Source organism: Rufibacter soli (assembly GCF_054781795.1).
The window spans coordinates 234,445-254,394 of sequence record NZ_BAAGTS010000002.1; the positions used below are offsets into that span (position 1 = coordinate 234,445).

General features: G+C 52.2%; 20 protein-coding genes and 1 riboswitch. Of the genes, 11 read left to right on the forward strand and 9 right to left on the reverse strand.

Annotation, left to right across the window (positions count from 1 at the left end; translation table 11 throughout):
- Positions 1-2 precede the first annotated feature (2 nt).
- Together ACYVJQ_RS02895 and ACYVJQ_RS02900 are read right to left on the reverse strand one after the other, a co-directional pair.
- A complete protein-coding gene (locus ACYVJQ_RS02895) occupies positions 3-629 on the reverse strand; it encodes a thioredoxin family protein (RefSeq protein WP_460891572.1) in 627 nt (208 codons plus the stop codon).
- A gap of 168 nt (positions 630-797) precedes the next feature.
- Entirely contained in the window at positions 798-1,349 is a 552-nt protein-coding gene (locus ACYVJQ_RS02900; protein ID WP_460891573.1) for a hypothetical protein, read from the reverse strand.
- Between the two features lie 251 nt (positions 1,350-1,600).
- Here ACYVJQ_RS02900 and ACYVJQ_RS02905 point away from each other — a divergent pair, with 251 nt between their 5' ends.
- Positions 1,601-1,927, forward strand: coding sequence for a hypothetical protein (locus ACYVJQ_RS02905; RefSeq protein ID WP_460891574.1), 327 nt, complete (start codon positions 1,601-1,603; stop codon positions 1,925-1,927).
- 91 nt (positions 1,928-2,018) lie between these two features.
- Here the strand turns inward: ACYVJQ_RS02905 and ACYVJQ_RS02910 are convergent, their stop codons facing one another.
- Together ACYVJQ_RS02910 and ACYVJQ_RS02915 are read right to left on the reverse strand one after the other, a co-directional pair.
- Entirely contained in the window at positions 2,019-3,062 is a 1,044-nt protein-coding gene (locus ACYVJQ_RS02910; RefSeq protein WP_460891575.1) for a YncE family protein, read from the reverse strand.
- Between the two features lie 47 nt (positions 3,063-3,109).
- Entirely contained in the window at positions 3,110-5,041 is a 1,932-nt protein-coding gene (locus tag ACYVJQ_RS02915) for a TonB-dependent receptor (RefSeq protein ID WP_460891576.1), read from the reverse strand.
- A gap of 114 nt (positions 5,042-5,155) precedes the next feature.
- Positions 5,156-5,356: riboswitch (cobalamin riboswitch) on the reverse strand.
- A 196-nt stretch (positions 5,357-5,552) separates the two neighbouring features.
- Here ACYVJQ_RS02915 and ACYVJQ_RS02920 point away from each other — a divergent pair.
- The 3 genes from ACYVJQ_RS02920 (at position 5,553) to ACYVJQ_RS02930 (ending at position 7,409) form a co-directional block, all read left to right on the forward strand.
- Positions 5,553-6,212, forward strand: a complete 660-nt coding sequence (locus tag ACYVJQ_RS02920) for a DUF4919 domain-containing protein (RefSeq protein WP_460891577.1) — start codon at positions 5,553-5,555, stop codon at positions 6,210-6,212.
- Positions 6,213-6,326: 114 nt separating this feature from the next.
- Positions 6,327-6,776: a hypothetical protein gene (locus ACYVJQ_RS02925; protein WP_460891578.1), complete on the forward strand. Its 450-nt coding sequence runs from the start codon at positions 6,327-6,329 to the stop codon at positions 6,774-6,776.
- 12 nt (positions 6,777-6,788) lie between these two features.
- The gene (locus tag ACYVJQ_RS02930) at positions 6,789-7,409 is read left to right on the forward strand and encodes a DNA-3-methyladenine glycosylase (protein ID WP_460891579.1); all 621 of its coding nucleotides are present in this window, start codon (positions 6,789-6,791) and stop codon (positions 7,407-7,409) included.
- 105 nt (positions 7,410-7,514) lie between these two features.
- On the opposite strand, the gene ACYVJQ_RS02935 is transcribed toward ACYVJQ_RS02930, so the two are convergent.
- Entirely contained in the window at positions 7,515-8,705 is a 1,191-nt protein-coding gene (locus ACYVJQ_RS02935; RefSeq protein ID WP_460891580.1) for a THUMP-like domain-containing protein, read from the reverse strand.
- 149 nt (positions 8,706-8,854) lie between these two features.
- On the opposite strand from ACYVJQ_RS02935, the gene ahcY reads away from it, so the two are divergent.
- A complete protein-coding gene (gene ahcY, locus ACYVJQ_RS02940; RefSeq protein ID WP_460891581.1) occupies positions 8,855-10,162 on the forward strand; it encodes an adenosylhomocysteinase in 1,308 nt (435 codons plus the stop codon).
- A gap of 259 nt (positions 10,163-10,421) precedes the next feature.
- On the opposite strand, the gene ACYVJQ_RS02945 is transcribed toward ahcY, so the two are convergent.
- Positions 10,422-11,972, reverse strand: coding sequence for a glycosyltransferase family 2 protein (locus ACYVJQ_RS02945; RefSeq protein WP_460891582.1), 1,551 nt, complete (start codon positions 11,970-11,972; stop codon positions 10,422-10,424).
- A 165-nt stretch (positions 11,973-12,137) separates the two neighbouring features.
- Here ACYVJQ_RS02945 and ACYVJQ_RS02950 point away from each other — a divergent pair, with 165 nt between their 5' ends.
- From ACYVJQ_RS02950 to ACYVJQ_RS02970, 5 genes are all read left to right on the forward strand, one after another.
- Entirely contained in the window at positions 12,138-12,734 is a 597-nt protein-coding gene (locus ACYVJQ_RS02950; RefSeq protein WP_048919276.1) for a sigma-70 family RNA polymerase sigma factor, read from the forward strand.
- Between the two features lie 12 nt (positions 12,735-12,746).
- Complete coding sequence (locus ACYVJQ_RS02955) at positions 12,747-13,040, forward strand: hypothetical protein (protein ID WP_460891583.1); 294 nt, start codon at positions 12,747-12,749, stop codon at positions 13,038-13,040.
- 21 nt (positions 13,041-13,061) lie between these two features.
- Positions 13,062-13,646, forward strand: a complete 585-nt coding sequence (gene gmk, locus ACYVJQ_RS02960) for a guanylate kinase (protein ID WP_460891584.1) — start codon at positions 13,062-13,064, stop codon at positions 13,644-13,646.
- Positions 13,647-13,648: 2 nt separating this feature from the next.
- A complete protein-coding gene (nadD, locus tag ACYVJQ_RS02965) occupies positions 13,649-14,227 on the forward strand; it encodes a nicotinate (nicotinamide) nucleotide adenylyltransferase (protein ID WP_460891585.1) in 579 nt (192 codons plus the stop codon).
- A 631-nt stretch (positions 14,228-14,858) separates the two neighbouring features.
- Positions 14,859-15,179 carry a hypothetical protein gene (locus tag ACYVJQ_RS02970; protein ID WP_460891586.1) on the forward strand — a complete coding sequence of 107 codons (321 nt, stop codon included), beginning with the start codon at positions 14,859-14,861 and terminating at the stop codon, positions 15,177-15,179.
- A 96-nt stretch (positions 15,180-15,275) separates the two neighbouring features.
- Here the strand turns inward: ACYVJQ_RS02970 and frr are convergent, their stop codons facing one another.
- The 3 genes from frr to ACYVJQ_RS02985 form a co-directional block, all read right to left on the reverse strand.
- Complete coding sequence (frr, locus tag ACYVJQ_RS02975; RefSeq protein WP_460891587.1) at positions 15,276-15,839, reverse strand: ribosome recycling factor; 564 nt, start codon at positions 15,837-15,839, stop codon at positions 15,276-15,278.
- Positions 15,840-15,953: 114 nt separating this feature from the next.
- On the reverse strand, positions 15,954-16,661 hold the full coding sequence (gene pyrH / locus ACYVJQ_RS02980; RefSeq protein WP_048919282.1) for a UMP kinase: 708 nt from the start codon (positions 16,659-16,661) through the stop codon (positions 15,954-15,956).
- Positions 16,662-16,748: 87 nt separating this feature from the next.
- Positions 16,749-17,243: a biotin/lipoyl-containing protein gene (locus ACYVJQ_RS02985; protein ID WP_460891588.1), complete on the reverse strand. Its 495-nt coding sequence runs from the start codon at positions 17,241-17,243 to the stop codon at positions 16,749-16,751.
- 80 nt (positions 17,244-17,323) lie between these two features.
- Here ACYVJQ_RS02985 and ACYVJQ_RS02990 point away from each other — a divergent pair, with 80 nt between their 5' ends.
- Positions 17,324-19,855 carry a M1 family aminopeptidase gene (locus tag ACYVJQ_RS02990; protein WP_460891589.1) on the forward strand — a complete coding sequence of 844 codons (2,532 nt, stop codon included), beginning with the start codon at positions 17,324-17,326 and terminating at the stop codon, positions 19,853-19,855.
- The last annotated feature ends 95 nt before the right edge of the window (positions 19,856-19,950 follow it).

Consider the following 19,950-nt stretch of genomic DNA (forward strand, 5'->3'; position numbering starts at 1 on the left):
CTCTAAGCCAATGATGCGGCGGTCCACTGGGGCACCATCTGTAAGAGTTCGGCCTGCAGGGCCACGCCATTGTCATCTTCAGAGCGTTGCAAAGATTGCTTGATAAAGTCTGTTAACGGCAGGTTCTGTTCCTTGAGCTCCAGCACAAACTTCTGTAGCACCTGCGGCCGTGGCCCCCATGAACCCAGTGGCTGGAGGGTCTCTGCCTGCAGGGCTATGAGCTTAGGAATGCTTTTGCCGCCGTTGGTAAGGTAGGCATCCATGACCTGGGGCTGCTCTGTGCGCAGAACCGTTTTGAGGGTTACCTTGTCAGTTTGCTCAGACAGGGCGGCCAATACCGGTAAATGGATAGCGGCGTCACCGCACCAACCTTCTGTGAGTACCAGCCAAAGCTGGGGCTGGGGCAGGTTTTGCAGCATGGCCACCAGGTCTGGGTTCAAGGGCGATTGGTAGGTGCGCTCCATAATGGCCAGGTTGTCTTTGGTGACTTTGGCCAGAAAGGCAGATTGCTCCAGACCGGTGGTTTTCTCCTGGGCCACTGCTTGGCGAACCAGGTCCAGGTACTGGAAGAAGGTGTGGCTTTGGGCAACTACCTCAGGGGTGACCACATTGGGTTTGGCTTCTTGCATAATTCTTGACGCGCTAACGTAAATTGGAGGATGGGCAAAGATACGGGAAAGCCCGCTTCTTGCCTAAAATCTAAATTTTAGGAAAAAACAAAAGACCCGGGCGTTTGCCGGGTCTTTTGCGAAAAACAGGCTTAAAACACCCGTGGTCTTCTTACAACTGTAGTTCGGTTATTCTTCTCTTTTGGCGTCTTTCACGTCATCTGCCAGGCTGGCATCTCCGCGATACCCTTCCAGGGTGCTGGCGTTGGGCTGGTTGTTTTTGAATTCTTTGTCAGAGCTATCTGCCCCGCGGGTGTCTGACCAATTGGCGTTAGAGCCCTGCGGACTTTTGGCTTCGGGGTCAAACTTGCCTTTCTTGGCGCCGGCTCCATGGCCTTCTCTGGAGGGAACGTTCTCGCCGCGGGTATTATCTGCGCCGCCGGCTACCGGGCCATCCTGAAACTTAGGTGGGTTTTTGCTGTCAATAGAACTGTCGTTGCCCGGGTGGTTAGGTCTGCCGCTTACCCCGGCCCCAGTGTTCTGGTTTTGGTTCTGGTTGTTGCCGCCCTGGTTCTGGCTGGCCTTGGGGTTTGATCTGGTTTCCGGGGAACCTTCATACGGCGGGTTGTTATTGTGCCGGTTACTGTTGTTAACGTTATCATTCTGGCTTTGGGCATCTTGCCAGCTATCATCTTGGTTTGGTCTATTTTGTTTAGGGCTGTTATCGCTTCCTTTGGTCATGGCTCTTTCTCCTTATGTTTAAATAGTTTGAAATAGTGCTTCTGCTCTGGCCACTGGCGCAGAGTACCCTCTTGTACGGTGACCATAAAGCTTTGGGTTAGCAGCGGTCTTATTTCTGCACCTAATACAGCAGGTTTGTTAGAATATGAACAACGCCTACGCGGTTAACTCAAAACCGAAGAAGCGCGTACTACCTGCTAAAAGGCAATTACCGTCCACTTGCCCAAACGGATTAAACAGAACCTACCACCATGAAAAAGCTATTAATAAGATGTAACCGCCTTGCCTTTACCCTACTGTTGGGCGTTGCCTTGGTCGCAGGGGCCAGCGCCTGCAGCACCGGTACAGATAAAGGAGAAGTGAACGTAGAGGAAAGCGACTTTAAAGATAAAAGCCCTACAGAGCACAACGCCGAAGGCACCTCAGATAACACCGAGGACGTGAAAAACGAGCGCAACCCTGCCAACCAGAAAATCTATGACCAGCAGCAGGAAAAAATGAGAAGCCGCAATGACAGCACCCAAGAGCAAGGGTTTGGGGCCGCAGGCAAAACACAGAACAACAAAGACCAACAGTAACCTTAATACTGTTTCATAGAAAAGCCTGCCCCTTGATGGGGCAGGCTTTTCTGTTTTGGGCCTGTTTTACTAAAAACGTGCTTAGAACAGTCTACCTGAAATAAAAGCCGTTGGGCAGAATACGTACCTGGAAAGAGTCAATGGCGGCTCCGCCGGTAGGTAAGTAACGCACCGCCCAGCCATTAGAGGTATAGCCGCCCACTCCCAGGTAGAGGGTTCCGGTTTCAGGGTCAATGCCCAGGCCGTAGGGGTCACGGTTCAGGAGGGCAGAAGTAGGCGCTGCGGTGGCGGTGGTAGACATGGTGTACACCTTGCCATTGTAGCTGTAGAACAACGTGTTTTTAGCGCTATTGATTACCAATTGCCCGGCACTGCTGGTTCCTGCGGGAAAGTTGAAGGTGGTAAGCGCGTTATTGTTGGCAGGGTCAATTTTAACCAACGCCCCGGGTCCCGAATAACCGCCTCTTAACACCCAGATCTTATTGTTGCCATCCAAAACCAGGTGTTTAGGGGCTTGCCCTACGGTTAGGGTGCTTTCCACTTCATCGGTGGCCGTATTGATAACTGAAACCGTATTGCCCTCGCTGTTTGCCACATAGAGTTTACCATTGTAGAGGAGCAGCCCTTCGGGCAGCAGGCCTACATTAATGGTTTTGGTGACGGTGTTGGTGGCCAGGTTCAGGACAGACACCCGGCCCGTGCCGTTGTACCCCTGGAAGCCATAGCCTACATATTCGGTGACGTAGGCTTTGGTAGCGTTAATGGCCGCCATGTACCTGGGGATTTTCAAGCCATTGATCACGCCCACTGAGGCAAAGGTGTTGGCATTCACTACCTCAATTTTCTCACTGTTGTTCACAGCTATATAGCCCTTGTCTCCTAGAAACAGAATAGATTGGCCGCCATCGCCTAGGGGGCGGCTGTTTACTTGCTTGAATAGCTCAGGGGTAAAGGTTTTGGCATCACGGGAGAGGTAGCTCACCTCTGAGGTAGGAGTGCCAAAACCGCCTTCGTTCAGGATGAAGACCCCTTTCTCATAGGCGCCTTTAGGGCCTTGGGTAGTTTCGTCCTCGTGGTCACAGGAAGTCAGGAAAAGACCTCCTATCAAGAGGAAGGGAAGATACTTTTTAAGCATGGGTACTTTCATAGTTGGTGATAAATAGAAAAAGACAACAAATTGAATTAAGGGTAAGCGGTCCATTTTAGGGCCAGGGAAAGGCTGAAGGTGCGGGGCGGCATGGCCCGGAACGCCATGGTCTGGTAAGTAGTATTGGTGATGTTCTGCACGTGCGCCATGAGCTGTGCCTCCGCCGTTCGCCAGGCGAAGGTCTTGCCCAGGCTGGCATTAGCCAGGGCGTAGGCAGGCAGCCAGTTGTTATTGTCATTGTCTGAGAACCGGCGGTCTGTGATGGTGGCGTCCAGTGAGAGCCACCAGGTCTGGAAGCGGGCTTCGGCCCAGCCGGCTACCTTGTGTTTGGGCACATAAAAAAGTTGGCGGTAGGTGAGCTGCGCCCGGGCGTCCGGCAATTTCTGCTGTGAGATGGTGTAGGCGTAGGCCGCCCCGGCAGACAAGGCTGTCCTCTCGGTTGCCTGATAGCGCCAGCGAGTCTCCAGCTCGGCCCCGTGCCCCTGCACGTTTTGCAGGTTGACCGGTTCTGAATAGCCGGCGGGGGCGGGTTGCCATTGAATCCAGTCCTTTACCCGCAGGCGGTACAGGGTGGCTTCCGTTGAGCCCGTCAGGCGAGATTGGTGGTAGCTATGCGCCACCCCGGCCTCATAGCCCCAACCGCTCTCGGGCCGAAGGCTGGGGTTGCCGCCCGGGCGCCAGAAGCGGTCATTGAGCGTAGGCACCCGGTAACTGCGGGATACATTGCCTTTGGCGGTAAGGGTATGCGCAGGGGTTTGCCAGATATGGTAATTGGCCCCTAAAGTGGGGGTAAGAGGCGGGTTAAAACCTTTCACCCAGGCTTGTCGCACATTCAGGCTCAGTTGAAGCCGGGGCAGTGGGTCATACCGAAGCCAACTGTAGACAGAGAATCGCTGCTCCTCAATGGCGCCATTGTACTCCTTCATATTGGCCTGGAATACCTGGGCTTCGGTGCCCAGTTGTAGAAGCAGGTTGGGCAGCAGGGCCCGTTCGTGTTCCAGTTGGCTTTGGTAGGTATGTACTTTTGACAGGGAGAGAAGGCCATCATCCTGGTAATCCAGGCGGTCTTTGAAGTAGGCCACCCGGGCGGTAGTGGTACCGCGGGCTATTTGGCCTTGCCATTCGCCCATGAGGCGCAAATTCTCATCATGCTGCCGGGCGTGGGTGTTGGCGCTGCCCATGGAAGGCTGAATCTGGCGCTCTGTCTTCACATACCATCCCCTCACAGAAACCCGCTGGTATTGGTTGATTTTATAGTGTACGTCCTGGGCCAGGCTGGTTTGCGAGAAAGCAGCGTTCTGCTGGGTTTCATAGGGCTGGCCAAATGCGGTAATGTTTTTGAACCGGAAATCATTGTCTGCCGCGGTGCGGGTGAAGGAAGAGGAAAGCGCCAGGCGACCATTGGAAAAAGCACCCTGGACCGCACTGCGGCGGTGCCCGAAACTACCAACTTCCTGCTGCACCTGCACCTGCCGGAGCGGCCGGAAAGAGGCGGGGTTTTCCAAAACCACAGTCCCGCCTACCGAGCCGCTTCCGTACAGGGCGCCACTAGGGCCGTGCTGCAGATGCACGTTTGTCTGAGCCGAAGGAGGCAACAGCGCAAAATCAGAGAGACCTAAAGTGGGGAGCGCAATATTGAACCCGTTCCAGAGCACGGCAGTGTGGCTGGCGGTGGTACCTCTGAATGCCACGGTGGCGGTCATGCCGTTGCCGTAGCTTTTAAGGTAGAGCGGGCTGCGCTGCTGCAGCACCTGGGCCAAGGTAATACCCGGCTGGCGTTGCAGTAAAAGGGAATCTACGGTTTGGGTGCGGGAGCCGGCGGCGTATTTGGCATACCGGTTGGCAGAAATAGTAACCCCCTGCAGTTGTACCGTATCTGGCAGAGTAGCCTGCGCAAATGCCCTTTGCGGAGCCAGAACCCCGGCGCAAATGCTTGCCAACGCGCATAAAATAAGATAACGTACCATAACCTCGGCCTGAAACAAAAGCAGAGGAGACCAGAAAGGGAGAAGATGAACGAAAACGCCAGCCCACCAAAGGGGCCACCATCCTTGCTGCTTTTTTTCCCGAAAGCCTCCAAGTGTGTATAAAGGATGTTGGCAGGTCTCCTGGCTCTCTTCTCCGGCCCGGCCTTCCCATCTGGCAAAGCAGACAGTGGCATGTGGTGGGCAGAATGGGTTTGAAGATAACAGTTGCGGGTACAGCTCAGGTATTACACCTGATTCCCTTTTAAGACCGTCTGGCAGAAAGCCGGGGCGGTCACCAATATCGGGGGCAAAGGTAAGGTAAGTTTGCAAAGGGCGCTACCTTGGCCTCAGGAAAATTAATTATTTCTGTTTTAAGCCTGTTTTAGCAAAAACAGGCTTAAAACAGCGTTAGTGTTGGGCGGGCCTGACCAAGGCATGCAACTTTTTATAACGGGCACTAGTTTTTAGCACTGTATTTGCGCTTACCGCTACATTACCATTTACCTCCTCCATGAAACAGATTTTGCTTACCGGCCTCCTTTGCCTCACCTTGCTGGCCTCTTCGCAGGCGCAGACCATCTCTAAGGTGAATTATGATGCCATTAAAAAGGCGGTTACCTCGTCTAAATCAAAGCTCTATTACCCTACGCTGCTCAAACGCTACCAGGCCAATGACACTCGCCTCACCTTAGAGGAATACAAGCACCTGTACTACGGCTGGACCTTCCAATCAGGCTACAACCCTTATAGGCCCAACGACAAGTCTGATGACCTGAACGAGATGCTGCTCTATGAGCGGTTCATGGACATTGTGACTACCGGCAACAAGATTCTGGCCGTAGACCCCTTTAACCTGGACGTACTTTACCTCATGCACATGGCCTATGGCGAGATGAACAAGAAGGTAGACAGCCAGAAATACCTCACCAAGTTTGAGGGCCTAATGGCCGCCATCAAGGCCAGCGGCAACGGGCGCTCGCCCCAGACAGCGGTGGTGCTCAACGCGCCCCGAGATGAGTACATGTTCCTGACGGTAGTAGGGTTAAGGCAGAAAGGTAGACCGCAGCTGCTGGAAAACAAATATGACCTAGTCAACCTACAGACGCCCAACAAGCTCAACCTAACCGAAGTCTATTTTAACATAGAGAAGGCCCTGGCCAAGAAAAGATAAGCGTCTTTAACCTTCGCACCTGGTCACTACAAATTGCTGGGCAGTGCGCTTGCATAAAGGGCATCCCGGCAATTTTTGCTTTCTTGCCGTTACGTCTAATCTTACTTGCTATCTATGAAAAAACTTCTGCTTTCAGTACTGGCCCTGGCGGCGGTTATGGTGGCTTGCCAACCAGGCCCGGGTAAAAAAGAAGATAACGGAGGGAGCGGAGAGAAGGCACAGGTGGCGCTTTGCGAATTCACCGCCACAGACTCGGCTATGGCCGCGAGTCGGTTAACCGGGAAGTGGGAGTTGAAAGGCGTGCAGACCAACTACATGGGCGCCCGTGATGATGAGTTTTTAACCGGCGAGCAGATCACTGAATCCTCTACCCTCATTTTCTTTGAGAACGGCGAGTTTGAGCAGTATGTGAACGGCAAGCGCCAGGGCGACCGGAAACCGTACAAGATTGTGGGCCAGAGCCTGACGCCGGTGGGCTATCAGTTCTGGTTCTGCGACGAGAAAACGCTGGTGCTCAACAATGTGGTCGCCGACGGGGCCACTGATGTCTACGTAAAACAATAGCTCTTTTGCGCCATGCAATTCCCCAAAAAACTCCCCGACGCTTTCTTCGCCCGCCCAGACGTGGTCACTATAGCGCAGGAATTGATTGGCAAATACTTCTTCACCAGCTTTGACGGTATTTTGACCGGCGGCATGGTGGTAGAGACTGAGGCCTACTCCGGAGAAAATGATGCCGCCTGCCACGCGCATTTAGGCCGCCGCACCAAACGCACCCAGATTATGTATGCCCATGGCGGCGTGGCCTACGTGTACCTCATTTACGGCATCTATTCCCTGTTCAATATTGTCACCAACACCGAAGGCTCCGCCGATGCCGTGCTCATTCGGGCGATTGAACCGACGGAGGGGTTAGAGGAAATGCAGCTTCGCCGAGGGCTTTCCAAAATAGAGCCCCGCCTTACCGCCGGCCCTGGCCTGGTCACGCAGGCCCTGGGCATTTCCACCCGCCACAACGGCACCCACCTGCAAGGCAACGAGATCTGGTTTGAGGACCGCGGCACCGTTATCCCGGAAAAAGAAATAGTCGCCGGCCCCCGGGTAGGGGTGGCCTATGCCGGCGCAGATGCCCTATTGCCCTGGCGCTTCAGCCTCAAAGGCAGCAAATGGGTAAGCAAGGCCCAGCCTAAGTATTAATTGTTGATGGTTAATTGCTGATGGTTGTCATGTGGTAATACCGCAATTATAGGCAGGTAGTGCATTCTCAAAAACAATCAGCAATCAACCATCAGCAATCAGCAATCAAACAACTTTCCGGCCCAGAATCAGGATGGGTTTGTTGTGCATATCCGTAGTGGCGAAAAGGTAATCCTCGCCGCCTTCCTTTAATTTTAGCTTCTCTCTGAGTTGGGCCACGGTCAGGGGATAATTACGCACCGTGATGTTGGCTTTTTTGCCGGGTAGCAGTTGGTGCAGTTCTTTGGCCGTAGCCTTGGGGCTGGCAGTGATCTCAAAAATACGCCCCGGAAACGCTGCCTGAAGTTCTGTGGACGTGTAAAGGTGGCTGTTGCGGTGCAGCTTCTGCACTTGGTATTCCTGTGATAGCCACTTGAAGGCACCCGCTTTCAGGAGCGCCGTGTTAGGTTCGTACAGATAGGTAAGCGGTTCAGGGGCGTACACGGCCGTGGCCTGCTCTTCTTGTAGTTTGGTAAAACTCACTTCCTGGGGCGCTTGGCCTGCCCGAAGGTTCACGGCGGTAAGCGCCGGTTCCAGGTTCTCCTCTGCCGTGATCAGATACAGCACTTCCTTCACTTCATTCTGCACAGCCACCACCCAAATGCGCTGCACGCCGGTCAGGTCTTGTAGGGCCAGGTCAATGTCCAACATGGGCGCCGTTTTGAGCAGGACCGCTTTGGCTTTTTGGAGCAGTAAAGGCAGGAGGCCCAGCACGTCTGGCTCGCAGTCCTGGAGCAGGTGCACCCGTTCCTGGCTCTGGCCCCGACGGGCGGGGTCCAGATAGATTACGTCTAAGGGGCTGGATAATTTCTCCAGGAAATCCTCGGCTTCGCCGGAAATCACCTGAATGTTCTGTACCCCCAGCTGCCGATAATTGTAGGTGACCACTTCTGCCAGCTCAGCTTGCCGCTCTACATAGGTCACCTGCCGGAAACGTTGGGCAAAGGCGTAGGCGTCCACCCCGAAGCCGCCGGTCAGATCGGCCAGGGATTCCCCGGAAAGCAATGAAGCCTTGTAGGCAGCCGTTAGGTCAGAGGAGCACTGCTCCACGGAGAGGTTGGCCGGGAACAGCAGGTCCAGGTTGGCGGCCCAGGCCGGTATTTTACCTTTTGCTTTTTGCCGGGCCTTAATCTGCTGGGCCAGTTTGGGCACGTCAATCTCGGGCCATTTCCGGGCCTGCAGCATCATTTTGGCGGGGTCAGCCGTCAGGTTTTCTTGAAGAAAAGTGCGTTCTGCAGGGGAGATAGGTTGGGCCATAGGTTGGGAAAGGTAAGCAGTGTTTTTGGTAGCGTCTGGTTTGGGGCTGTTTTTCTAAAAACACCTTTAAAACGCCCGTTAGGGATTGCGTTGAAGATGACAAACATATTGCGTACCTTTGCGGTTCTTCTGTAAAAACCTGAACTACAATGGTAGAAACGTATTTGAAGTACAAAGTAAAAGATATTTCCCTGGCCGAGTGGGGAAGGAAAGAGATTAAATTGGCCGAGGCCGAAATGCCGGGCCTGATGGCCATTCGTGAGGAGTTCGGTCCAAGCAAGCCATTGGCAGGTGCCCGCATTGCTGGCTGTCTGCACATGACTATCCAGACCGCGGTTCTTATTGAGACGCTGGTTGAACTGGGCGCCGAGGTGACCTGGTCTAGCTGTAACATTTTCTCTACTCAAGACCACGCTGCTGCTGCCATTGCCGCTGCCGGTATCTCTGTTTACGCCTGGAAAGGTATGAACGCAGAAGAATTTGACTGGTGCATTGAGCAGACCCTGTTCTTTGGTGAGGACCGCCAGCCCCTTAACATGATCCTGGACGATGGTGGTGACCTGACCAACATGGTGTTTGACCAGTACCCAGAGCTGGCCGCCGGTATCAAAGGTCTGTCTGAAGAGACTACCACCGGGGTGCACCGTCTGTACGAGCGTATGAAAAACGGCACTTTGTTGATGCCGGCTATCAACGTGAACGACTCCGTGACCAAGTCTAAGTTTGACAACAAATACGGCTGTAAAGAATCATTGGTAGACTCTATCAGAAGAGCCACTGACGTGATGATGGCCGGTAAAGTAGCCGTAGTAGCTGGTTATGGTGACGTAGGAAAAGGTTCTGCCGCTTCGTTGCGTGGTGCCGGTGCCCGCGTGATTGTAACCGAGATTGATCCTATCTGTGCATTGCAAGCCGCCATGGACGGTTTTGCCGTGAAGAAAATGGAGAACGCCATTCCTGAGGCTGACATTGTAGTGACCGCCACTGGTAACTTCAACATCATCCGGGCAGAGCATTTCCTGGCCCTGAAAGACAAAGCCATTGTCTGCAACATCGGGCACTTTGACAACGAGATTGACATGGCTTGGTTGAATGAGAACTACGGCCATACCAAAGACACCGTGAAACCGCAGGTAGACCTTTACACCCTGGAAGGCAAAGACATCATCATCCTGGCCGAAGGCCGTTTGGTGAATTTAGGTTGCGCCACTGGTCACCCATCTTTTGTGATGTCTAACTCTTTCTCTAACCAAACCCTTGCCCAGCTGGAGCTTTGGACCAACTCTCAGGCTTATGAGAACAAGGTCTATACCTTGCCTAAGCACCTGGATGAGAAAGTAGCCCGTCTGCACTTGTCTAAAATTGGCGTAGAACTGGAAGAACTGTCTGCTGAGCAAGCCGCCTACATTGGCGTAGAGGTGCAAGGACCATTCAAACCAGAGTACTACCGTTACTAATATTTCCGTTTCCGGGCCGTTTTCCGGAAAACATGGCTAAAACGCCCGGCTTCTGCAAAGGAGCCGGGCGTTTTGTTTATGGCCTGTCTAGTATTGTAGCCTTTTTTCAAGAGGTATAGGTGGTGACACAAATCAGTAGCAAACCCGTTTTGAGGCTGTTTGCCAAAAACAGGCTCAAAACGCAACGTTGAGAAACTAGTTCATCCGCGCATTCAACAAGGCAATAAGTTACAAAAAGAGCATTTGGGGAGGCTGTACTTTATCTTTCGGGCAAGGTTTTACCCAAATACTGACTAATCCCGTTTTCGCACCAAGTAGCCTTCTGGGCAATGGCGTCTGCCAGAATCTTGTCATTCTCAGCCAGGGAGGTGCGGGCGTTCTCGGGGTGGTAGAGGTGGTAGCCCACGCCGCCGAAGGGCAGGTTGCGGCGTTCTACCCCGGCGTTGAGCAGCCGGATGGCAAATTCGCTGTCTTCACGCCCCCAGCCGGTGATGTCCTCGTTGAAACCGTTCACTTTCAAAACATCACTCCGCCAGAAAGCCATGTTGCAGCCGCGTATAGCCTTGATGTCGGGTCGTTTCTTGGAGGCCAGTCTGGCTAGCACCCCGGAAGAGACGGCATTAAAGCGGTTGATGATCCCTTTGGAGAGAGGCGTGATGTGCCATTGCTTGGTCTGCAGAATCTGTTGGGTGATTTCTGGTTGTAGCAGGACCCGCTTGCCCTGGATAAAGGTTTTGTGGCGGGCCATGCGCTTGTGGCTCTTCACAAAGTCTGGGTGCAACACCATGTCGCCGTCAATGGAGAGGATATACTCGCCGGTGGCTAGGGCCATGGCTTTGTTCCGGATGGCCGCCAACCTGAAGCCCGTGTCCTCGTGCCAGCATTGGCGCAGCGGCACCGGGAAATCCTGCTGGAAACGCTCTATCAAAGCGCGGGTCTCCTCCCGGGAGCCGTCATCGGCAATGATTACCTCGGTGGGCAGTTCATGCTGCCGGGCCACGCTTTTCAGGACTACTTCCAGGGCCTGGGGCCAGTTGTAGGTGGAGATAATGAGGCTGGTGGTCATGCTGCGGTTGGCTTCGTGCAGTTTCAGGTATTTGTAGAAGGCGCCGTTGGCGTTAGAGGCCGAGATCAGGAAGCCCTCAAACCCGTACAGGAACCCCCGCTTGAGAAAATAATTCCTGAAAAAGGTCCAGGCCCCCTTGTAGGTGGCGGTGAACGTCGAGGATTGTTTTCTGAACCGGTTCTCCTGCGCAAACAGGGTAGTGTACTGGTTTAGTTTCTGCAGCAATTCGCCGGCGTTCTTAAAAGAATAGTGCTTTAATATGCCCGGTAGGGTTTCTACCGTTATAGAAGTAGTGATAATGCCTTCATGCACCTCGCGGTTGGTAAAGCCGGTGGTTTTGCGGTTGAACAGTCGCAGCACGTAATCGTTTTCCCAGCCGCAGGCGTTGATTAGCTTCTGGCCGTAGTAGTTATGGCGCAGGAACCGGTAGGCCTTGCCTTGCTGCAGCGGGTGCTGTAAGATGCTCTGCACCAGGGCCGGGGTAAGCACCTCGTCGCTGTCTATAGAGAGGATCCAGTCATGGGTGGCGTAGGAGGCGGCCAGGTTCTTGAGCGGCCCGAAGCCTATGAAAGGCGAGTGGAACACCTTCACGTTGGCAAATTGCCGCGCCACGGCCACCGTATCATCGGTGGAGCCGTTGTCCAGCAGGATGACCTCTGGGAAAGCGGCCAGCGCCGCCAGGCAACGCGGCAACAGGTCTTGGCTGTTCTTGGCAAGAATGGTGACGGAGATAGGCTGAGACATGCGGCGCTGAAGGTGAAATAAGAAGGAAGGCGCTTTAAAAAGCAGCCTTTCTGGGGGCAAGTGTAAACATCTGCCCAAATATTCGTACGTACCTATGTATATTTAATTTCTATATTTGCGTATAGGTACCTTTATCATAAGTGTAAAAGTACAAATTTAAGAGCAATGAGCGAACAGAGAGGGAACACAATGAGCAAAGAGGAAAAGGACGCCCGCTTTGAGGCGGAACTGATGCCAGTCATTTCCCCGCTCTACAACTTCGCCTTTCGTCTTACCCTGGACGAAGATGATGCTAATGACCTGGTGCAGGAGACCTATCTAAAGGCCTACCGCTTCTTTGATTATTTTGAACCCGGAACTAATGCCAAAGCCTGGCTGTTCCGCATCCTAAAGAACTCGTTCATAAACGACTTCCGGAAAAAGAGCAAACAACCCGCCAAAGTGGACTACTCTGAGGTGGAAGGTTACTACAATTCTGAAGACGTTGACGCCGAGGGAGATAGTTCTGGAGGAACCACAGACCTGCGCATGGAAAGTGTGCAGGACCTGATTGGTGATGAGGTGGCGGGAGCGCTCAACTCATTGCCGGTAGACTTCAGAACCGTAATCATCCTCTGTGATCTGGAAGGGTTTACCTATGAGGAAATGGCCAAAATCCTGGACATTCCCATTGGTACCGTGCGGAGCCGCTTACACCGGGCCCGGCACTTTCTGAAAGAGAAACTGGAGAAGTACGCAAAGACGATGGGTTATAATAGCTAACTGGAATTAAATATGATGGGAACTACTACAATGACAGACGAATTGATGGGCGACAACGCCAAAGGGGAGAGCCATGATCCGGATTGTGAGAAGGTGAAAGGCGTGTTTGAGAAGTGGCTGGAAGGTGCCGCTTCCAAAGAAGATGAGGCTTTTCTGGCCGAGCAGTCTGACGAATGCTCTCCGTGCTTTGAAAGCGTTGACAAACAACGGGTGTTTGTACAGTTCCTGAACGCATCACTACGTCGGCCCGGCACTCCGGCCACCCTAGCTGACGCCATTAAATCAAAGATCCACCAAACAGCTTAGTCATAAGCTTCCATACCTAGGATGCAAGGTAAAATCATTATCTTCTCGGCTCCCTCTGGGGCCGGCAAAACAACAATTGTCCGTCATTTAGTAAACGTTCTCCCAGAACTAAGTTTTTCTATCTCCGCCTGCACCCGCGACCGCCGCGGCCGGTCAGAAGTAAACGGCAAAGACTATTATTTCATCACCCCAGACGAGTTCCGTGAGAAGATCGTGAACGAGGAGTTTGTGGAGTGGGAAGAAGTGTATGAAGGCGCTTTTTACGGTACGCTCAAATCTGAGATAGAGCGTATCTGGGCCGAAGGCAAACACGCCATCCTGGACGTAGATGTAAAAGGAGGCCTGAGCGTGAAGCATTTTTATGGAGACCGCGCCCTTGCGGTTTTCGTGAAGCCGCCCTCTATTGAGGAACTCTCCAAGCGCTTGGTGGCCCGCAACACAGATTCGGCCTCCAGTATTTCCAGCCGTATTTTCAAGGCCAAGTTTGAACTGAGTTTTGAAGACCAGTTTGATGAGGTGATTGTGAACGAGAACCTGGAAGATGCCTTCGCCAAGGCAGAATCGCTGGTGCGCGGCTTCCTCAATGAGGTAGACGAGATAGTATAGCTATGCGGGTAGGCCTGCTTTTTGGTTCTTTCAATCCCATTCACGTGGGCCACTTGATCCTGGCCAACTACATGGCCACTAACACCACCCTAGATACGGTGTGGCTGGTGGTAAGCCCGCAGAACCCCTTCAAGCCCAGCAACAGCCTCTTACATGAGTTTGACCGCCTGCACATGGTGCGGCTGGCCATAGCCGATAACGCGGACTTGGGCGTCACGGACATTGAGTTCCGGATGCCCAAGCCCAGTTATACCATTGACACGCTCACCTATCTGCAGGAGAAGTACCCTACCTACCAGTTTGTGCTTATCATGGGCGAGGACAACCTCGCCACGTTCCATAAATGGAAGAACTATGAGCAGATTCTGGAGCGTAATGAAATTCTGGTGTACCCCAGGCCCGGCAGCGCACCTACGCCCCCTATCCTGCAAGGATACTCCAAGATAACCCTGGTGCCGGCGCCCCTGCTGGACATCTCCGCTACCTTCATCCGGAAATGCCTTAAAGAGGGCAAGTCTACCCGCTACCTGCTGCCCGAGGCGGTCCAGGACTACATACACGCCAAAAAGCTGTATCTGTAATAGGTACTGGCAGGCGCCTGCACTCTGGAAAATAACTGCCTTATTCCTATTTCCTGCTTTCTACACTTTTATCCCTAGGGCTTGCCCAGATGATGCTTTGCCATAGCGTGCCTTAGTGTCTTCTTTAAGGTGCTATACTTTATAAGTGGAATTTTGAGCTGGGCTAATCTATTCCTTCTCTTTCTGATCTGGACGGAAGTTTATTGTGAGAGAACCAGGGGCTATCGATTATCTCTAAGACCCTTTCAGGATAACCTGGGATTTTAGCTGGCTTTGCTAGATAAAGTCTCCTTGCTATTATCAGGCGCAAAGCCAACTTACTCTAGTCCTAGGACATGATAAGATAGATTTCTCTTCCCGAATTCCGGCTGTGGAAAATTCTTAATAACCTTAAGAGTCAACTTATCGTAAATACTAAGTTACCCTTTGGTTGTTATGAGAAAAATGCAAATTTAATCCGTATAAGTACTTGGTATACTCAACTAAGTACTGTAATTTGCTCTTCCTCCCAGATTAATCATCTGTCTTATTCTTAATAATGAGCGTCCTCCTATTTCAAGATACATACCTTTCTCTTTACCACGACGATACGTTGTCCTGCATTTACGCTGACTGGCACGGATTCCAAACATTGGCCTCTGTTCAGGAAGGATGTGAGCGGCTTTTGGAAGAGATGGTGCAGCACAATTGCCACAAAGTTCTGAATGACAATACCCGCGTGGAGGGCATCTGGTCCAGCGCCGCAGAATGGGTAGGAACAGACTGGTTCCCCCGCCTGCGACAAGCCGGTATGACCTGTTTTGCCTGGGTGTACTCGCCCAGTATGTTCAGTAGGCTGTCAGCAGATAAATCCTTGCGTTTTACTTATGACACCAGCGGCATAGAGGTGTTTGACAGCATTGAAGATGCCCGCAAATGGTTAGGAGCCATGCTGCTTAAATCTCAGAAATAATGGATGTCCTTGCCTAAAACAGAAAGCCCGCTCTTGGTAGAGCGGGCTTTCTGTTTTAGGGGTGTTTTTAGAAAAACGGGCTTAAAACGGCTTTTCTTAGATAGTCATGATTTCGGCCTCTTTCTTAGAAAGCAGCTCGTCTAGTTTCACAATGTACGCGTCAGTAAGCTTCTGCACTTTGGCTTCGGCGTCTTTCACGGCATCTTCAGAGGTGCCTTCTTTCTGCAGCTTTCTCAAAGACTCGTTCACATCCTTACGGATGTTACGCACGCGAATCTTGCCGCTCTCGGTTTCGTTTTTGGCTTGTTTCACCAATTCCCGGCGGCGCTCTTCGGTTAAAGCTGGAATATTGAGGCGTACGCCGTCGGCTTCCATGTTGGGGGCCAGACCCAGGTCACTGTTCTTGATGGCTTTGCCAATCTCAGCCACCATATTTTTTTCCCAGGGCTTGATCATAAGCGTACGGGCGTCTGGGGCCATTACGTTGGCTACCTGAGAGATAGGGGTGGGCGTGCCGTAATAATCTACGCGAAGGTCTTCTACCATGGAGGGGGAAGCTTTACCCGCTCTGATCTTAGTTAACTCCACGCTCGTGTGCTGCACCGATTTCTGCATGGATTCTTCGGCTTCGCTCAAATAAAAATTAATTTCTTCGGTCATTGGGTTTTCTGATTTAGAAAGATGACTAAATGGTACCGCCGCAGCAAATGCCAAAGGCGGCACTAATTTCTCACTTTATTCTGTAAAATCCACGGCCTGGGCCGCAGCTTCTGCTTACATAGATACCTGGGTGCCTATTTTCTCGCCGTTGATCAAGCGGGCCAGGTTGCCGCGGGTATTGATGTCAAACACCACAATAGGCAGGTTGTTTTCCTTGCAAAGGGTAAACGCGGTCATGTCCATAACGTTCAGGCCCTTTTCAAATACCTCTTCAAACGTAATGTCTGTGTACTTGGTGGCAGTGGGGTCTTTCTCTGGGTCTGCGGTGTAAATGCCGTCTACGCGGGTACCTTTCAAGACCACGTCTGCCTCAATCTCAATGGCGCGTAAGCTGGCGGCAGAGTCGGTGGTGAAGTAGGGGCTACCAATACCAGCTCCAAAAATCACCACGCGGCCTTTCTCCAGGTGACGCAGCGCCCGGCGCCGGATATAAGGCTCACATACCTGCTGGATATTGATGCCAGAAAGCAGACGGGTGTAAACGCCGGCTTTCTCCAGGGCGCTCTGCAAAGCCATGCTATTGATGACGGTGGCCAGCATACCCATGTAGTCTCCCTGCACGCGGTCCAACCCTACAGACTCGGCCTGCACACCCCTGAAAATGTTGCCTCCGCCAATCACCACGGCTACCTGGGCACCCAGGTCAATGGCAGATTTGATTTCTTCGGCGTATTGCACCAGCATGTTGGTATCAATGCCATACTGCTGCTCGCCCATCAAGGACTCTCCGCTGAGCTTCAATAGAATTCTTTTGAATCGCATGCTTCTTATAAAATGAAAAAGTTAATAACAGGTGTATGTATATGTTTTGGGCCTGTTTTGTGAAAAACAGGCCCAAAACGGAAATCTTTAAAAAACAATGAGAACTTGGTTCTTCTCTACGTTCTGCCTTACGTTTACCTTTACGGCGCTGACCACGCCGTCACCCGGAGACTTGATGATGTTCTCCATTTTCATGGCCTCCAGAATAAGGATAGGATCGCCTTTCTTTACTTCCTGGCCCGGCTCTACCTTCACCTCCAGAATAAGGCCCGGCATGGGGGCTTTGATGTCATTCACTTTCTGGACCAGGGCCTCGCCCATGCCCAGGCTTTCCAGCAGTAAGTCCATACGGTCCTGCACCTGCAGCGTATGCAGATTACCGTTCACCTTTATCTTAAAGGTTTTCGTCTCGGGGTTAGCCTCCACCAGTTCAGCGGTGTAGGATTTGCCGTCTTTGATAATATGAAAGGAAGTGGGGGTAAGCGGAAGAAGGTCCCAGGTAAAAGGCGTGTTATTGAGAAGGATTTGGTTTTTCTCTAGCACTACTTGCCACTGAGCAGTAGCTGATTTTACCTGTAGCATGTGGGCAGCGTTAATAAACGTAAATACCGTATGTGTGAATAAATTCACAACTTGAGTCCTCAAAGTTAATAAATCATTACATGAATCACATCGTTTCGCGCGGCTTCTTGCTTATTCTTGCCTGTGGCTCCCTCTGGGGATGTGCCGCAGAGAAACCGGCCGCCCCTGCAGTAGCCGCTGAACCGGTGGTGGCCACTCAAGACACTACTGGCTTAGCTACGGGGCCTTCCACCAGCAAAGGGCCTTATCAACCTTCGGCAGAACGCCTCATAGATTTGGTGCACACTACCTTAAAGGTGAAGTTTGACTGGGGTAAGCAGCATTTGCTGGGCGAAGCCACCCTTACGGTCAAACCCTACTTTTACCCCCAGGACTCAGTGGTGCTAGATGCGAAAGGCTTTGACCTGCACCAAGTCATGCTCCTGAAGGGAAAGCAGGCAACTCCCCTAAAATACGCTTATGACCAGAGCCACCTCACGCTCTACTTGGGCAAGCCTTATACCCGGCATGACACGTTGCAGGTTGTTATCTCCTACACCGCCAAACCCAATGATCTAAAGGTGAAGGGCAGCGATGCTATTCTAGCTGATAAAGGCTTGTACTTCATAAACCCGCTAGGCACCGAGAAAGACATGCCGCAACAGATCTGGACCCAAGGCGAGACGGAGGCTAACTCGGCCTGGTTCCCTACTATAGACAAGCCCAATGAGAAAATGACCCAGGACCTGTTCATCACCGTGGAGAATAGGTTCAAGACGCTTTCTAACGGCGTGCTAGTTTCAAGCCAAAATGAGAAAAACGGGCTTAAAACAGACCACTGGCGCATGACCAAGCCCCATGCTCCTTATCTGGTGATGATGGCCATTGGCGAGTACGCCGTGGTAAAGGGCACCTGGCGGAAGAAGGAAGTGAGCTATTGGGTAGAGCCGGCCTACGCGGGTACGGCCAAGGCTACCTTCGGGCGGACGCCCGCCATGTTGGAATTCTTTTCTAAGAAACTGGGAGTGACGTTCCCGTGGGAGAAGTACGCGCAGGTGGTGGTACGGGACTTTGTGTCTGGGGCTATGGAAAACACCACTGCCTCTACCTTTATGCAGGCCCTGCACCAGGACCGCCGCGAACTACTGGACAAGAACTGGGACCACATCATCGCGCATGAGCTCTTCCATCAATGGTTTGGGGATCTAGTCACTACAGAATCCTGGGCCAACTTGCCTTTGAATGAGTCCTTCGCGGATTACGCGGAGTACCTGTGGGCCGAACACCAGTATGGGCCTGATGAAGCCGCGCTTACCCACCAAACCGCGTTGCTGGAATACCTGGGGGAAGCCAGAACCAAACAGGAGCCCCTCATCCGATACCATTATCTGGACCGCGAAGATATGTTTGACAGCCACTCTTACGCCAAAGGCGGACGCGTGCTGCACATGCTCCGCAAGGAGGTGGGAGACGAGGCCTTCTTTGCGTCCCTGAAGTTCTACCTTACCCAGAACCAGTTTGGTACCACTGAGATTGATAAACTGAGGTTAGCCTTTGAGGAAATCACCGGCCGCGACCTTAAGCCCTTTTTCCAGCAATGGTTTCTGACCCCGGGTCACCCAGAACTGAAGGTAAGCCACCAATTCCAAAACGGAAACTTAAGGGTGCAAGTCACCCAAACCCAGGATATGGTGAGAAGCACGGTCTATCATTTCCCCTTGACGATTGCAATTGCACAGGGAGGAAAATGGAAAGAACAAGTAGTACGTGTAAGCCAGGCCAGCCAAACCTTTGACTTTCCTATGGCAGTGGCTCCGCAAACCGTGGTGCTGGACCCTCGGCAAGATCTTCTGGCCAAGGTTACCCATGATAAGACTATTCCAGAGTGGGCGGTCCAATTCATGACCAGTACTTCTTTCGCGGCGAAGGCTATGGCCCTGGAGGAGTTGAGAGACACCACCCATGTCCAGATAGAGCCTGTCTTATTAAAAGCACTGAAAGATCCCTTCTGGAAAATAAGGTCTACCGGTCTGGAAATGCTGATCACCACAGAGGCCATGCAACGACCCGAGGTGCAGGGCCAGATAGAGGAGATGGCGAAGGCAGATAAAAACAGTAACGTACGGGCTACAGCCATGTATGCGTTAAGTACGTTGCAAGGGCTGCCCAAGGAAATTATAGAAGGAGGGCTCCAAGACAGTTCCTACCAGGTGGTGAGTGCCGCCATCTTCGCCTGGAACCGGGGCAAGCATGACCAGGAGCGCCTGAAACCTTTCCTGACCTACAAAAATCCGGAGGTAGTGAACGCCTTGGCCGCCAGTTTTACAGATGCTCAACAAGAGGAGGTATATGACTGGTTTCTGGAAAACGCCCGCAAAATGAGGGGAAGTGACTTATATTACTTCATTCAGAGCTTTGGCGCCTTCCTTTTGAAAAAAAATATTGACCAGCAGGAGAGGGGTTGGCAAGCCTTGATAGCCATAGTAGAGCGGGAGCAGCAGGAACTAGTGAAACAGACAGCCTTTCAAATGCTTACGATCCTGGCAGAGACCCAGGAAAGGAAAGAAACCTTAGCGAGAATGGCTGAAAAAGACGAAAAACTGCAGCAAGTCTTGAGCACCCAAATGAAATGATTTGAAAAATATTTTGCGAAATGTTTGACACGGAACAAAAAGCCGTTAATTTTGCATCTCCTTAGAACGAAATCAGCGATTGAAGACGGAAAAAG

Bases quoted from the DNA above. Each gene is read 5' to 3' on its own strand.
- ACYVJQ_RS02935 (WP_460891580.1), bottom strand. From the start codon at position 8,705: ATGGCCCAACCTATCTCCCCTGCAGAACGCACTTTTCTTCAAGAAAAC.
- ACYVJQ_RS02930 (WP_460891579.1), top strand. From the start codon at position 6,789: ATGCAATTCCCCAAAAAACTCCCCGACGCTTTCTTCGCCCGCCCAGAC.
- pyrH (WP_048919282.1), bottom strand. From the start codon at position 16,661: ATGCGATTCAAAAGAATTCTATTGAAGCTCAGCGGAGAGTCCTTGATG.
- ahcY (WP_460891581.1), top strand. From the start codon at position 8,855: ATGGTAGAAACGTATTTGAAGTACAAAGTAAAAGATATTTCCCTGGCC.
- ACYVJQ_RS02895 (WP_460891572.1), bottom strand. From the start codon at position 629: ATGCAAGAAGCCAAACCCAATGTGGTCACCCCTGAGGTAGTTGCCCAA.
- frr (WP_460891587.1), bottom strand. From the start codon at position 15,839: ATGACCGAAGAAATTAATTTTTATTTGAGCGAAGCCGAAGAATCCATG.
- gmk (WP_460891584.1), top strand. From the start codon at position 13,062: ATGCAAGGTAAAATCATTATCTTCTCGGCTCCCTCTGGGGCCGGCAAA.
- ACYVJQ_RS02950 (WP_048919276.1), top strand. From the start codon at position 12,138: ATGAGCGAACAGAGAGGGAACACAATGAGCAAAGAGGAAAAGGACGCC.
- ACYVJQ_RS02905 (WP_460891574.1), top strand. From the start codon at position 1,601: ATGAAAAAGCTATTAATAAGATGTAACCGCCTTGCCTTTACCCTACTG.
- ACYVJQ_RS02955 (WP_460891583.1), top strand. From the start codon at position 12,747: ATGATGGGAACTACTACAATGACAGACGAATTGATGGGCGACAACGCC.
- ACYVJQ_RS02915 (WP_460891576.1), bottom strand. From the start codon at position 5,041: ATGGTACGTTATCTTATTTTATGCGCGTTGGCAAGCATTTGCGCCGGG.
- ACYVJQ_RS02910 (WP_460891575.1), bottom strand. From the start codon at position 3,062: ATGCTTAAAAAGTATCTTCCCTTCCTCTTGATAGGAGGTCTTTTCCTG.
- ACYVJQ_RS02920 (WP_460891577.1), top strand. From the start codon at position 5,553: ATGAAACAGATTTTGCTTACCGGCCTCCTTTGCCTCACCTTGCTGGCC.
- ACYVJQ_RS02925 (WP_460891578.1), top strand. From the start codon at position 6,327: ATGAAAAAACTTCTGCTTTCAGTACTGGCCCTGGCGGCGGTTATGGTG.
- nadD (WP_460891585.1), top strand. From the start codon at position 13,649: ATGCGGGTAGGCCTGCTTTTTGGTTCTTTCAATCCCATTCACGTGGGC.
- ACYVJQ_RS02985 (WP_460891588.1), bottom strand. From the start codon at position 17,243: ATGCTACAGGTAAAATCAGCTACTGCTCAGTGGCAAGTAGTGCTAGAG.
- ACYVJQ_RS02900 (WP_460891573.1), bottom strand. From the start codon at position 1,349: ATGACCAAAGGAAGCGATAACAGCCCTAAACAAAATAGACCAAACCAA.
- ACYVJQ_RS02990 (WP_460891589.1), top strand. From the start codon at position 17,324: ATGAATCACATCGTTTCGCGCGGCTTCTTGCTTATTCTTGCCTGTGGC.
- ACYVJQ_RS02945 (WP_460891582.1), bottom strand. From the start codon at position 11,972: ATGTCTCAGCCTATCTCCGTCACCATTCTTGCCAAGAACAGCCAAGAC.